The sequence below is a fragment of the Nocardia transvalensis NBRC 15921 genome, from assembly GCF_000308875.1.
GTDB classification, from domain to species: Bacteria; Actinomycetota; Actinomycetes; order Mycobacteriales; family Mycobacteriaceae; genus Nocardia; species Nocardia transvalensis.
On record NZ_BAGL01000063.1, the window covers coordinates 228,999 to 241,868 of the forward strand.

Below are 12,870 nucleotides of genomic sequence, written 5' to 3' on the forward strand. Positions count from 1 at the left end.
GGTAGGAACGACGGCCTGAATAGTCAAGCTTGATTATTTACGTTTGACTGCCGCCGTCCGGTGACTCACCGTCCTGGTGCAGCACTCCGTACGCCTCCTTCGACCACACGTCGAGTTCACCACTCTCGATGCGCTGCAACGTCTTTCGCGACCATTCCAGATCGGCGCGGGTATGGTCGGCGGCCAGCCGGATGTTGTCGGCGACGTGATGCGGCTCGGTCTCGCGCGGATCGCCGCTGCCGGCCAGGATGCGCTCCACCTCGCGGTCGAGGTAGACGAGATCGGCCTCGAATTTGAGGATGCGGCCGCGCAGCGCCGCGACGACGTCGTCGCGGCCGGCGTACGGGATCAGCGACACCGCCGCGTAGTACGAATGCCGCGCCGGCTCGGTCGACCACAGCGCCTCGCGCAGCATGTCGCCGAACACCTTCTCGCCCTCGGGGGTGATCCGGTAGCTGGTGCGCTCGGGCCGCGCGCCGCCCTGGTCCACCCCGTCGACGGCGATCAGCCCGTCGCGCTGCATCGTCTTCAGCGAGCCGTACACCGAACCGGGTTTGATATTGGCCCATTCGTCGGCGTGCCAGGACAGCAGCTCCCGGCGCACGTCGTAGCCGTGCACCGGTTGCAGCAGCCGCACGACAGCCAGCACCAGCAACCGCGTCGTAGGAAGAGCCATACCGAAAATTTTCGCCCCCGCCTGGAGCGGGGGACAGGGCGGGTCTGTCAGAGCGGGTTGTTCGGGTCCCGTTCCGGCAGGGGTCGTTCCACCACCACCGGGCGGCCCAGCGGGTTGCGGACGCGGCGCTTGGCGGCCTGGTAGACCTGGATCGTCTCGGCGGCGACGACGTCCCAGGCGAAGTCGGCGGTGAGGCGGGCGTGCGCGGCGTGCGCGCGGGCCTGGGCGGCGGCCGGATCGCCGAGCACCGCGGTGACCGCGTCGACCAGGCCGTTCACGTCGGCCGGGGCGAACGAGGCGCCGGTGACGCCGTCGATGACCAGTTCGCCGAGCCCGCCCGCGGTGGAGGTCACCAGGGGCGTTCCGGCGGCGGCGGCCTCGAGCGCCACGATCCCGAACGGCTCGTAGCGGCTGGGCAGCACGATCGCGTCGGCGCCGTGCAGCCAGCCGAGCAGTTCGGTGTGGTCCAGGCGGCCGGTGAAGTTCACCGCCCGCATCACCCGGTGCGCGCGGGCGCGCTCGCGCAGCCACTCGAACTGGGTGCCGACACCGGCCACGGTGAGTGTGGTTCCGGGGTGCTCGCGGCGGATGCGCGGGAGCGCGGCGATCGCGTCCTGCACGCCCTTCTCGTATTCCAGGCGCCCGACGTACAGCAGCCGCGGCGGGCCGGACCGTGGCGAGCGTTCGCGAAAGGTCCACGCGCCCACGTCGATTCCGTTGCGGATCACCGTCACCGGCGCGATCTCGGGGCCGTAGAGCCGCTCGACCTCCTCCTGCATCGACGCCGAACAGGTGATGAGCGCGTCGGAGTCGCGGGCCAGCCACCATTCCACCGAATGCACCTGCCGGTTGACCCGGCCGGACACCCAGCCGCTGTGCCGGCCGGCCTCGGTGGCGTGGATCGTCGACACCAGGGGCACGTCGTAGTGCTCGGCCAGGGCGATCGCCGGATGCGCCACCAGCCAGTCGTGCGCGTGCACGACGTCGGGGGTCCAGCCCTCCGCGATGCCCGGCTTGCTCAGCGCGATACCCGCGCGGACCATCGCGTGGCCCATCGCCAGGGTCCAGGCGAGCATGTCGTCACCGAAGTCGAAGCACGGCGGATCCTCGGCGACCGCGACGACCAGGACCCGGTCCTCGATGAAGGTGAAGGTGGGATGGGTCGAGGAGTCGGTGCCCATCGGCCGGCGGGCGAGCACCACGACCTCGTGCCCGGCAGCGGCCAGCTCGGTGGCCAGGTGATGCACGTGCCGACCCAGCCCGCCGACGACCACCGGCGGGTACTCCCACGACACCATCAGAATCTTCATGCGGGTCCTTCTGTCTCTCCGCGGCCCGCGGGCCCGCCGGGGTCGGACGCGGCGAGCCGGCGCGCGTCCAGCGCCGGGAACAGCCCGTCGGCCGCATACCATCCTGCCGCCAACCGACCGGCCTTGGCGAGTTGGCCGGAGGCGACCGCATCGGAAATCTCGCGTACGGCGTGCGCGTGCTGATGGGCGCGATCGCGGGCGTAGCCGGCCGCGGAGTCCTTGCTGACCATGAACGCCCAGTCACTGGAGACGGTCAGCACGGCCTCGCGCAACAGCTGATCGGCGACGGGATCACGCAGCGTGCCGCCGTGCGCCCGCATCTTGTCCAGGGTGTCGAGGGTGAGCCGGACGATATCGGCGTTGAGGTCCACGAGGTCGCTGACCTGGTCCCCGGCCCAGACCCGCCAGTCCTTACCCGATCCCCAGGACGAATCCGCCAGCCGCACCGGCTCTCCGACGTATCCCCCCGCGCGGGCGTCGGCCAGCGTGCCGACCGTGACCCCGGCCTCGGGCAGCGCGCGCAGCACCTGCTCGAGCCACTGCGGACCCTCGTGCCACCAGTGGCCGAACAGTTCGGTGTCGAAGGCGGCGACCACGAGCGCGGGGCGGCCGATGCGGTCGGATTCGGAGATCAGCCGCTCGCGCACGGTTCGCACGAAATCGTCGACGTCGCGCCGCACCGCCGCGGCCGCGAGTGCGGGATCGTAGGGGGCCTTGTCGGGGCCGTCGACCTGCTTACCGGTGACGCGGGACGGTTTGAGACCGGTGTCGTGGTCGTAGTGGTGGAAGTCGCGGTAGGCGCCGTGCCCCGGATAGCCGGACCGCGGCGACCACACGCGGTAGCTGACCTCCAGGTCCCGCCCGAATGCCAGCACGTCCGAATCCCACACCGGCCGCCCCGATGTGGTGTCGCCGCGCAGCGCGGGACCGTCGACCATGAAATGCGTCACACCGGCCGCGGCGTAGCCGTTCTCCATCCCGGGCGTGAAGCCGCATTCGGGCGCCCAGATGCCCGACGGGGTGTGCCCCCACCGGTGCCGCGCGTCGGCCAGGCCCTCGGTGAGCTGGTACGCGCGCAGCCGCGGATCGAGCAGCGGCTGGAACGGATGGGCCAGCGGGCCGCCGAGCAGTTCGATCGCCTCGGCGTCGATCAGTTCCCGCCACACGGGCGAGCCGCCGTGCCGCCAGCGCTGTTCGAAGTCGGCGAGCTCGGTCGCCGCGAGGCGGTGTTCGTGCGCGCCGAGCGCGGTATTGCCGGCCATCGCGGCCTCGTCGGCGCGCAGCTGCCAGTTGCCCAGCCAGTGGTGCATCCCGGACAGGCTGTGCGGATCGTCGAGCTGGGCGGCCAGCACCGGGGTGATGCCGAGGCTCAGCAGATGCGAACGGCCTTCGGCGGCAAGCGTTCTCAGCACCCGCGCGACGGGCAGGTAGGAGGCGGCCCAGGATTGGTAGAGCCACTCCTCGCCCACCGGCCAGCGGCCGTGATGCGCCAGCCAGGGCAGATGGGAGTGCAGGACCAGGGTGAACTGGCCCGGAACGGAAGTCTCGGTGCTCACGGCGCGGGCGTCCTCAGGGCCGTACCGCGACGGCGACGAGATCGAGGCTGGCGTCGATATCCGGATCCCATGCCGGGTTCGCCTCCGGGATCCGCAGCACGAAGTCCTCGGTGCGCACGGCGGCGACATCGGCGGCCAGGTCCGCCGGCCACGGCTCACCGGCCAGCGCCCGCTCGATCTGCGCGTCGATGAGCGAGCCGCCCCACTTCTCGTCCAGCGCGGCCAGTTCCGGGCCGTGGTGCACCCCGGCCATCACGTCGACGCGGAAACCCGCCTCCACCAACAGCTCCGACAGCTCGGCGGCGTTCAGCTCGCGGGTGTGGAAGGGGTTCAGGGGGGTGTCGCGGCCGGGTGAGAAGGTGATCCGGTTCGGCGTGCTGATCAGCAGCTCACCGCCCGGGCGCAGCACCCGCAGGCATTCGCGCAGGAACTGCGCCTGATCCCAGAGATGCTCGATGACCTGGAAGTTCACCACGACGTCGACCGACGCGTCCTCGAACGGCAGCGCGGCGAGATTGCCCTGCACCATCTCGACCCGCGGATAGGCCACGCGCACGTGCTCGACCGCGCTGACGTCGTAGTCCAGCCCGGTCACCCGCGCCGCGACGTCGGCAATCATGTTGGCGCCGTAGCCTTCCCCGGAACCCGCCTCGAGCACGGTCTTGCCCGCGCAGCGCGGGAGCAGGTCCGCGTACACGATCTCGTGCCGGCGGAACCAGTAGTTCTCCTCCGCGATACCCGGCACCGTCCGCTCACCGGTAAGGGGTAGCGGATCCACCGCGCCGGGTTCACTCGCAAGTTCACTCACAGGGGAGGAAACGGCCTCACTCATTCACCCGACGTTAGCGGTTGTCCGTATCACACCGGTGGCCGGAGTAGTGATGCAGAACATCACACCCTAAGTTACCCACGAGTAACTTAACGTAGGGTAATGTCCCGCACGAAGCCCTTCCGTGGACGTACGGACATCCGATCGTGCGACCCCACCTCACGTGCCACCAGAACAGGAGGTCGACGAAGACCAATGCCGAACATCGTCGTACTGATCAAGCAGGTTCCCGATACCTGGTCCGAGCGCAAGTTGACCGATGGTGACTACACCCTCGATCGCGAGGCCGCCGACGCCATCCTGGACGAGATCAACGAGCGTGCCGTCGAAGAGGCCCTGCTGATCAAGGAAGCGCAGGGCGGCGAGGTCACCGTCCTGGCCATGGGGCCCGAGCGCGCGACCGAGGCCATCCGCAAGGCGCTGTCCATGGGCGCCGACAAGGCCATCCACGTCAAGGACGACGCCATCCACGGCTCCGACGCCGTGCAGACCGCGTGGGTCCTGGCCGGTGCGCTGGGCCAGATCGAGGGTGTCGAGCTGGTCATCGCCGGCAACGAGGCGACCGACGGCCGCGCCGGTGCGGTGCCCGCCATCATCGCCGAGTACCTGGGCATTCCGCAGCTGACCCACCTGCGCAAGCTGGCGGTCGACGGCGAGAAGATCTCCGGCGAGCGCGAGACCGACGAGGGCGTGTTCAAGCTCGAGGCCACCCTCCCGGCCATCGTCTCGGTCACCGAGAAGATCAACGAGCCGCGCTTCCCGTCCTTCAAGGGCATCATGGCCGCGAAGAAGAAGGAAGTGCAGACCTTCACCCTGGCCGACCTGGGCATCGACCCGTCGACCGTCGGTGTGGGCAACGCGGGTTCCGCGGTCACCGCTGTCACCCCGAAGCCGCCGCGCACGGCGGGCGAGAAGATCGTCGACGAGGGCGAGGGCGGGAACCAGATCTCCCAGTACCTGGTCGGCCAGAAGATCATCTAGAGCCCCGCCGCGCCACTACAGACTTCAGGAGAGAGAACAAATGGCAGAAGTACTTGTGCTCGTCGAGCACGCCGAGGGTGCGCCCAAGAAGGTCACCACCGAACTCCTCACCGCCGCCCGCTCGCTGGGCAGCCCGGCCGCCGTCGTGCTCGGTTCCACCGGCACCGGTGACAAGCTGGCCGACGCCCTGACCGCGGCCGGCGCCGAGAAGATCTACGTCGCCGAGTCCGACGACGCCGACGGCTTCCTCGTCACCCCCAAGGTCGACGTGCTGGCCGGTCTGGTCGAGTCCGCCTCGCCCGCCGCCGTGCTGGTCGCCGCCTCCGCCGAGGGCAAGGAGGTGTCCGGTCGCCTGGCCGCGCGCATCGGCTCCGGCCTGCTGGTCGACGTCATCGACGTGAAGTCCGACGGTTCGGTCACCGGCTCCATCTTCGGTGGCGCGTTCACCGTCGACTACAAGGCCACCGGCGACGTGCCGGTGATCTCGGTGCGCCCGGGCGCCATCGAGGCCGCGCCGCAGGCCGGCGCGGGCGAGAAGGTGACCGTCGAGGTCCCGGCGCAGGAAGAGGGCGTCACCAAGGTGACCTCCCGCGAGCCCGTGGTCGGCGGCGACCGGCCGGAACTCACCGAGGCCACCATCGTGGTCTCCGGTGGCCGCGGCGTCGGCAGCGAGGACAACTTCCACAAGGTCGTCGAGCCGCTGGCCGACGCGCTCGGCGCCGCGGTCGGCGCCTCGCGTGCCGCCGTCGACTCGGGCTACTACCCCGGCCAGTTCCAGGTCGGCCAGACCGGTAAGACGGTCTCGCCGCAGCTGTACGTCGCGCTGGGCATCTCCGGCGCCATCCAGCACCGGGCCGGCATGCAGACCTCGAAGACCATCGTCGCCGTCAACAAGGACGAAGAGGCGCCGATCTTCGAGATCAGCGACTACGGCATCGTGGGCGACCTGTTCAACGTCGCCCCGCAGCTGGCCGAGGCGGTCAAGAAGCACAAGGGCTGACCTCCTTACGCACAGCGGCCCCGGTTTACCCCGGGGCCGTTTGCGTGCGCGGGTGAGGGCCCCGGCCAAAAGCATGCCGGGGAAATACACCACAGCATGCCGGGGAAATACACCTCAACATGCGGGGCAGTGCACCTCTGTTTCCGGCATGCTTTTGGCCGGAAACTACCGCTTGTTCGTGAGAATCCCGATGGCGGTGGGAATGCACAGGGCCAGGCCCCAGGGGACCTCGACCCAGAACGGCCAGAAGTAGCCCATGCCGGTGGCCAGCCAGATCAGGATGCACAGCAGGTTGACGAAGACCCAGGGCGTCCACATGATCAGCACCCAGGTGGGGACCGCGCGCTTCGGGGCCTCGGGGCGGGGCGAATTCCGTTGGGCGGGAAGGTCCGACAGCAGCGGTACCAGTTCGCCGTAGGTGCGGGCGGAGTAGACCTGCTGCACCCGCTCGTCGAATTCGTGCAGGCTCAGCCGGCCCTCGTCCATGGCCACCCGCAGGCGGCCCACGTACTTCTCGCGATCGGCGTCGGACGCCCGCAGGTTCTCGTTCCCCACGGAGTCAGCCTAGGACGGCCGCGCCGGTCGCGCTGCCCGATCGCCGAGCGCGACCGCCTGTCCTGCGCAAATTCGTTTGCCGCCCGCACCGGGACCGGGAAGGCTGGGCCGATGCCGATCACGCTGCCTCCAGAAGTCGAGGAGACCGTCCGGACCGTCTTCGGGGAGCTCGGGGAGGTGTGGCTCGCGGATCTTCCGGGCCTGGTGGAGAAGCTCTGCGGCAGCTGGGATCTGGAGCTGATCGGCGACTCCTTCGGCGGGGGCACGCATTCGCTCGCGGCGCCGGTGCGCCGCGGCGACGGATCGGTCGCGGTGCTGAAGGTGCCGGTGGTCGACGAGGAGAACGTCGGCGAACCGGCCGGGCTGTTCTGTTACGGCGGCGACGGCGCGGTGCGGCTGTACGACTTCGACCCCGGCAGCGGAGCGCTGCTGCTGGAGTGGGCCCGCCCCGGCGACCCGCTGCTGACCCAGCCCGGTTTCCCCAGCCTGGAGGGCGATCCGGAGAACGCCGACAAGGTGGAGCTGGCATGCCGGCTGTACCGCCGGTTGCGGCGCGAGCCGATCGGCATCCCGGAGAGCTACCCCGCGCTGCCCGAGGCCGCCGCCCTGGTGGCCGACTGGACGGTCTTGTTCAATACGCCGGAATCCGGGCCGGCACAGCCGATCCCGGCCGCCCTGCGCGCGCGGGCCGCCGACTGGTGCCGCGCGCTCGCCACCCCCGACGGGCCGTTGCTGATCGTCAACCGCGACACCCACCTGGGCAATATCCTCGCCGCCGAGCGCGAACCCTGGCTGCTGATCGATCCGAAGCCCTACCTCGGGGAGGCCGCCTTCGACGCCGGTTTCCTGATCATGATCCAGACCCAGCACGAGCCGACGCGGGAGCACGCCCGGCGAGTGGTCACGCATACCGCCCGGTCTCTGGAGGTCGACCCGGATCGAGCCCGGGCCTGGGCTTTCCTGCGCAGCCTCGAGGAGGTCCACTGGGCCGTCGAGGACGACGAACCCGCCCTCCTGCGGCTCCACCTGGCCGTCGCGCAAGCGCTCGGCGAATAGATGACACGTCGCGGGGTGTGGGCCAGCGAATGTCCCGCCGCATGCCGACCGGTCGCCGTTCCGGGCGTGGTACAGCGGAAATACCGTGATCGGCTACCGGACAAGGCATTTGCAAACTTCGCAGTTGATGACGACAAACCGGCAAGTACATAACGAATCGGTCGCTGCCACCCGGAATTGCTGATAATGTTTGCCGTCGTCGGGCGCTGGGGCCGAACGCGGCCCCGGCCGGGCAGGTGTCGGGAGTCGAAATCGCCTGTCCGGTAAGCAACTTCACGGTCCGTCGGGTCGTTCTGTGCCCGACGCCGCTCCGGCGCGCCGACGCGAGTGTCATCCGACCCTGGTGAGCGGCGGTCGGCGAATTGAGGAAGGACGAGGCGGCCGGGCAGCCGGCAACAAGGGAACCTGATGAATCAATCTACCGCCGTGACGATTTCGTGGATCCTCGCCGCAGTTCTCATACTCGCCGTCGCGGCGGCGTTGTATGCGGCGTATTACGCGCTGCACCAGCGCTCGCGCGCGGAGGCGGCCGAACAGGCGCTGCGGAGCCACGAAGACGAACTCGAACAGTTCACCGCCAGCACCATGCCGTACGTGGCCGACGCGGTGCGCCGGTCCGACGTCTCGGTGGAGATACCGATCAGCGGCGGGCAGGGCCGCGTCGCGCAGCTACTGCGCGCGCTCGGTGATCGCTACGTCGGTGATCTCAGACTGCTGCAGGCCGAGGCGCGCGACCGCGCCCGCCGCGAAGCCGAATACGAGGCCCAGCAGGCCGTCTCCCGGGCCGAGACCAAGACCCGCACCGATGCCGAGAACACCTCGCGGGAGGCCACCAGCGCCGCGGTCCGCGCCTTCGGCACCTCCGTGGTCAGCCTGGGCGCCGACGTGAGCCAGGTGGTCAGCACCGCGCTGCGCGAGCACCGCGGCGACGACGTGTACGAGACGCTCACCCGGATCGACCACAGCGTCCAGCAGATGATCCGCCAGTCGCAGTCGTACGTGATCGTCTGTGGCGGTCTGCCCGGCCGCCGCTGGCCGCAGCAGTCGCTCACCGACGTGATCGGCGGCGCCGTCGGCCGTGTCCGTGACTTCACCCGCGTGCGGCCGCACCAGCTCGACCGGTCGGTCATCAGCCGTGCGGTGGAGCCGCTGGTCCACACGCTGGCGACGCTGCTGGACAACGCGCTGCGCTACTCGCCGCCGACCTCCTTCGTGGACGTCACCTTCCAAGAGGGGCACCACGGTGTCACGGTGATCGTCGACGACGCCGGCGTGCGCATGAACGCCGAGCAGATGGAGGAGGCCCGCCAGGTGCTGGCCGGCGAGCGGGTGGTCGACATCCACCAGCTCGGACCCGCTCCCCGCGTCGGTTTCCCGGGTATCGCGGCACTGGCGCGACGCTACGGATTCACCGTCTACATCGATGGCCCCAACACCTACGGTGGCATGCGGGCCATGGTCTACATCCCGGAGGCACTTCTGGCTCCTCGCGAATCGAATCCGCAACGCGAATCGACTCCCCAAGTAGCCACTCCGGCAGTCATTTCCGCGGCGCCCGAGCCGGTCGAGGAACCCGCGTCGGCGCGTCACGCCTTCGGCCGCGAGCCGGTCGAGACCGGCCAGCACGCCGGAGCGCCGAGCGGCGCGCACGCGGCGATGACGGGCGGACCGCAGGGCGCGATCACGGGCGAGGTCCGTCCCGTCCAGACCGGGACGAGCCGGCCGCCCGCCGACGACGCCTGGTCGGTGACCGCGGTGAACACCCGTCCGGCGACGACCACGGGCACGCACGCCGCCCCGGCGGAGGCGCCGCGCGCCGCCGCGCCGGAGCCCGCGGACGACGACGAGTCCTTGTCCACCGTGCACGAAATCACCCCGGGCGGGCTACCGCGGCGTCGCCGCCGGACCGTTGCGGTGTCCACGCTGTCACGTGGACCCGACACCGACACCGCGCTCCCCCGCCCCGATATCGCCGCAGCGTGGCAGAACGGCACCCAGACCGGCCGTACGTCCGCCGCGCACGAAAACACCGAAGGGATGACATCCTGATGAGCACACCCGGTACCGCCGTCAGTGACGGCAACAAACTGGCTTGGATGCTCGAGGACCTCAACGTTCCCGGCGTCCGGTTCGCCGTCCTGCTCTCCGACGACGGCCTGCGCATCGCGCAGGTCGGTGAGATCTCGATCGACGACGCCGAACGATTCGCGGCCGCCGCCTCCGGACTGCGGTCCCTGGGCAAGGCGCTCGGCGAGTTCTGCGGCGCGGCGAATTCGGTGCGGCAGAACATGACCGAGTACGACGACGGGATGATCTTCATCACCGCCGCCGGGGAGGGCGCGCTGATCGGCGTCTCCACCACCGCACAGGTGGACGTCAGTCTCGTCGCGCATCGGATGAACGAGCTCGCGGCACGCGTGGGCCGCGAACTGGGCAGCCTACCGCGCCAGCGGTAACCAAGGCCGTCACGAGCGAGCGACCACCGGGTACGGCCGAGCCGCTCGTTTCGTGACGGATCGGAGCACCACCCGAAGAGGAGCCATGAGGCGAGCGAACAGGGGGTCACCCCGCAGGCCCGCTCGTGACGCCGCCGAGCCTAGCGAGGTGACATGAGTGCGCGAACGAAGGACACAGCCAGGCACCCGCTCGTGACGATTTCGAGCCGGTTCACGACGACACCACACCGTGAGGTGAGGGTATGAGCCGGCATCGGCGCGACCCCGATCTCGTCCGCGCGTATGTGCGCACGGGCGGCCGGTCACGTGCGAGCCGGGTACTCGACCTGGTCACACTGGTGGTGGCGGCACACGACCCGGCGCCGGGCCTGAGCCCGGACGCCCGCCGGGTGATGAGCGTGTGCAGCCGGCGCGGCGCGTTATCGATCGCCGAGATCGCCGCCTACCTGGATCTGCCACCCTCGGTGGTCAAAATCGTCGCGTCCGACCTGTTGGACAGCGGCCAACTGGTCAATCCGGCTCCTGCCGACCAGGTTCCGGAGCTTGCCCTGCTCGAGGAGGTACTCAATGGGCTCCGCGCTCTCGCCGTCTGAGCGCCCGTCCGCGGTCGCGGACCGGACCGTCGACTATGTCCCCGAGACCGTGACCCGCTCGGTGAAGCTGCTGGTAGCGGGCAACTTCGGCGTCGGCAAGACCACCTTCGTCGACAGCGTGTCGGAGATCCGGCCACTGCGCACGGAGGAGACGATCACCGAGGCCAGCGTCGGCATCGACGATATGGCCGACCTACCCGGCAAGGTCACCACCACCGTCGCCATGGACTTCGGCCGCATCACGCTGAATCCGGAACTGGCGCTGTATCTGTTCGGCACACCCGGGCAGCGGCGGTTCCTCCCGCTGTGGGAGGAGCTGTCCCGCGGCGCGCTCGGCGCGCTGGTGCTGGTCGACACCCGGCGCATCGACAAGGCCGACGAGGTGCTCGCCGTGCTCGAGGAGCGCGGCGTGCCCTACTCGGTGGCGGTCAACGAGTTCGAGGGCGCGAAACGGTTTCCGCTGCACGAGATCCGGGAGGCGCTCGACCTCGAGCCCGACACCCCGCTGACCGCACTGGACGCGCGCGATCGCGGCCCGTGCCTGCGGTCGCTGATCACGCTCGTCGAATTCCTATTCCAACGTCTGGAGTCGCGCTCTTGACACAGCCGCCGGTTCGTACCAGCTCATGCCCGGTTCCGCACGGGTCGCCGGTCGACACCGACGGTCCGCGCGTTCCGCTGTACACCGCCGAATTCGCGGCCGATCCGCAGGCCGCGTACCGGGATATGCGGCGGCGCTTCGGTTCCCTGGCACCGGTGGATCTGGCGCCCGACGTGCCGGCGACGCTGGTGATCGGGTACCGCACCGCGGTGCGGATCCTGAACGATCCCGAGCACTTCCCCGCCGATCCGCGCATCTGGCAGCGGACGGCCCCGGCCGACTCCCCCGTCATGCCGATGCTGGAGTGGCGGCCGAACGCCATTCGCAGCGCGGGGGCGGACCACGAGCGGTACCGCCAGGCCAACGTGGCGGCCATCGACGGGGTGGATCTGCACGCGCTGCACGCGACCGTGGAACGCATCGCCGTCCCGCTGATCAACTCCTTCTGCGAGACAGGGTCGGCCGAGCTGATCCACCAGTACGCCTTCCCGCTGACCTTCGAGGTCCTCAACGCGATGCTGGGCTGCACCGCCGACATCGGGCAGCGGGTCGCCCGCGGGATGGCGATGATCTTCGAGGGCATCGAGGCCGAGAAGGGCAACGAGATGCTCAGCCAGGCGCTGCTCGAACTGGTCACCCTGAAGCGCGCCGAACCCGGCGACGACATCGTCTCGCGGCTGCTCGCACACGAGAACCGCCTCGACGATATGGAAATGATCCACCAGCTGGTCACCCTCTACGGCGCGGGGATCGAGCCGCAGCAGAACCTCATCGTCAACACGCTGCTGCTGATGATGACCGACGACCGCTTCGCGGGAAATCTGCTCGGCGGCAGCCTGTCCACCCGCGACGCGCTCGACGAGGTGCTGTTCACCGACCCGCCGATGGCCAACTACTGCATCACGTTCCCGCGCCAGCCCGTGCTCATCGACGACGTCTGGCTACCCGCGCACCACCCGGTGGTCATCAGCATGTCGGGAGCCAACAACGACCCCGCGGTCGGCGCGCGCGAATTCACCGACAACCGGTCGCATCTGGCGTGGAGCGTCGGCCCGCACGCCTGCCCGGCCCGGTCGGTCGCGTATCTGGTGGTGCAGGACGCCATCGATCAGCTGCTCGACGCGCTGCCGGAGTTGCAGCTCGCCGTCCCCGCGCACGAATTGACGTGGCGCCCGGGTCCTTTCCATCGTGCACTGGCAGGGTTGCCGGTCAGCTTCCCCCAATCTCCACCGTTGCACGTGTAGTGAGGAGACCACG

At 69.7% G+C, this 12,870-nt stretch carries 13 protein-coding genes; 8 read left to right on the forward strand and 5 right to left on the reverse strand.

Going from position 1 to position 12,870, the window contains the following annotated elements; genetic code table 11:
• Positions 1 to 37: 37 nt before the first annotated feature.
• Genes ON41_RS39275 through ON41_RS22915 form a run of 4 tightly spaced genes read right to left on the reverse strand, consistent with a single transcriptional unit; the run spans position 38 to position 4,374 of the window.
• A complete protein-coding gene (locus ON41_RS39275; protein WP_083905552.1) occupies positions 38 to 676 on the reverse strand; it encodes a PadR family transcriptional regulator in 639 nt (212 codons plus the stop codon).
• A gap of 47 nt (positions 677 to 723) precedes the next feature.
• Positions 724 to 1,986 (reverse strand): glycosyltransferase family 4 protein, encoded by a 1,263-nt coding sequence (locus ON41_RS22905; RefSeq protein WP_040749739.1) that lies wholly within the window; start codon positions 1,984 to 1,986, stop codon positions 724 to 726.
• Positions 1,983 to 3,542, reverse strand: coding sequence for a 1,4-alpha-glucan branching protein domain-containing protein (locus tag ON41_RS22910; protein WP_246829586.1), 1,560 nt, complete (start codon positions 3,540 to 3,542; stop codon positions 1,983 to 1,985). The genes ON41_RS22905 and ON41_RS22910 overlap by 4 nt, the downstream gene beginning before the upstream one ends.
• 13 nt (positions 3,543 to 3,555) lie before the next feature.
• The gene (locus tag ON41_RS22915) at positions 3,556 to 4,374 is read right to left on the reverse strand and encodes a class I SAM-dependent methyltransferase (protein WP_040749740.1); all 819 of its coding nucleotides are present in this window, start codon (positions 4,372 to 4,374) and stop codon (positions 3,556 to 3,558) included.
• 192 nt (positions 4,375 to 4,566) lie between these two features.
• Here ON41_RS22915 and ON41_RS22920 point away from each other — a divergent pair, with 192 nt between their 5' ends.
• Together ON41_RS22920 and ON41_RS22925 are read left to right on the forward strand one after the other, a co-directional pair.
• The gene (locus tag ON41_RS22920; RefSeq protein WP_040749741.1) at positions 4,567 to 5,352 is read left to right on the forward strand and encodes an electron transfer flavoprotein subunit beta/FixA family protein; all 786 of its coding nucleotides are present in this window, start codon (positions 4,567 to 4,569) and stop codon (positions 5,350 to 5,352) included.
• A gap of 40 nt (positions 5,353 to 5,392) precedes the next feature.
• Positions 5,393 to 6,352 (forward strand): electron transfer flavoprotein subunit alpha/FixB family protein, encoded by a 960-nt coding sequence (locus ON41_RS22925; RefSeq protein ID WP_040749742.1) that lies wholly within the window; start codon positions 5,393 to 5,395, stop codon positions 6,350 to 6,352.
• A 165-nt stretch (positions 6,353 to 6,517) separates the two neighbouring features.
• Here the strand turns inward: ON41_RS22925 and ON41_RS22930 are convergent, their stop codons facing one another.
• Positions 6,518 to 6,907, reverse strand: coding sequence for a DUF1707 domain-containing protein (locus tag ON41_RS22930; RefSeq protein ID WP_051162215.1), 390 nt, complete (start codon positions 6,905 to 6,907; stop codon positions 6,518 to 6,520).
• Between the two features lie 111 nt (positions 6,908 to 7,018).
• Between ON41_RS22930 and ON41_RS22935 the strand changes: the two genes are divergently transcribed.
• The 6 genes from ON41_RS22935 (at position 7,019) to ON41_RS22960 (ending at position 12,857) form a co-directional block, all read left to right on the forward strand.
• Positions 7,019 to 7,963, forward strand: a complete 945-nt coding sequence (locus tag ON41_RS22935; RefSeq protein WP_040749743.1) for an aminoglycoside phosphotransferase family protein — start codon at positions 7,019 to 7,021, stop codon at positions 7,961 to 7,963.
• A gap of 426 nt (positions 7,964 to 8,389) precedes the next feature.
• Positions 8,390 to 10,012, forward strand: a complete 1,623-nt coding sequence (locus tag ON41_RS22940) for an ATP-binding protein (RefSeq protein WP_246829587.1) — start codon at positions 8,390 to 8,392, stop codon at positions 10,010 to 10,012.
• A complete protein-coding gene (locus ON41_RS22945) occupies positions 10,012 to 10,419 on the forward strand; it encodes a roadblock/LC7 domain-containing protein (RefSeq protein ID WP_040749745.1) in 408 nt (135 codons plus the stop codon). Before ON41_RS22940 ends, ON41_RS22945 begins: the two co-directional genes overlap by 1 nt.
• 242 nt (positions 10,420 to 10,661) lie before the next feature.
• Positions 10,662 to 11,012 carry a DUF742 domain-containing protein gene (locus ON41_RS22950; protein WP_040749746.1) on the forward strand — a complete coding sequence of 117 codons (351 nt, stop codon included), beginning with the start codon at positions 10,662 to 10,664 and terminating at the stop codon, positions 11,010 to 11,012.
• Complete coding sequence (locus tag ON41_RS22955) at positions 10,987 to 11,613, forward strand: GTP-binding protein (RefSeq protein ID WP_040749747.1); 627 nt, start codon at positions 10,987 to 10,989, stop codon at positions 11,611 to 11,613. The genes ON41_RS22950 and ON41_RS22955 overlap by 26 nt, the downstream gene beginning before the upstream one ends.
• Positions 11,610 to 12,857, forward strand: coding sequence for a cytochrome P450 (locus ON41_RS22960; RefSeq protein WP_040749748.1), 1,248 nt, complete (start codon positions 11,610 to 11,612; stop codon positions 12,855 to 12,857). The genes ON41_RS22955 and ON41_RS22960 overlap by 4 nt, the downstream gene beginning before the upstream one ends.
• Positions 12,858 to 12,870 lie beyond the last annotated feature (13 nt).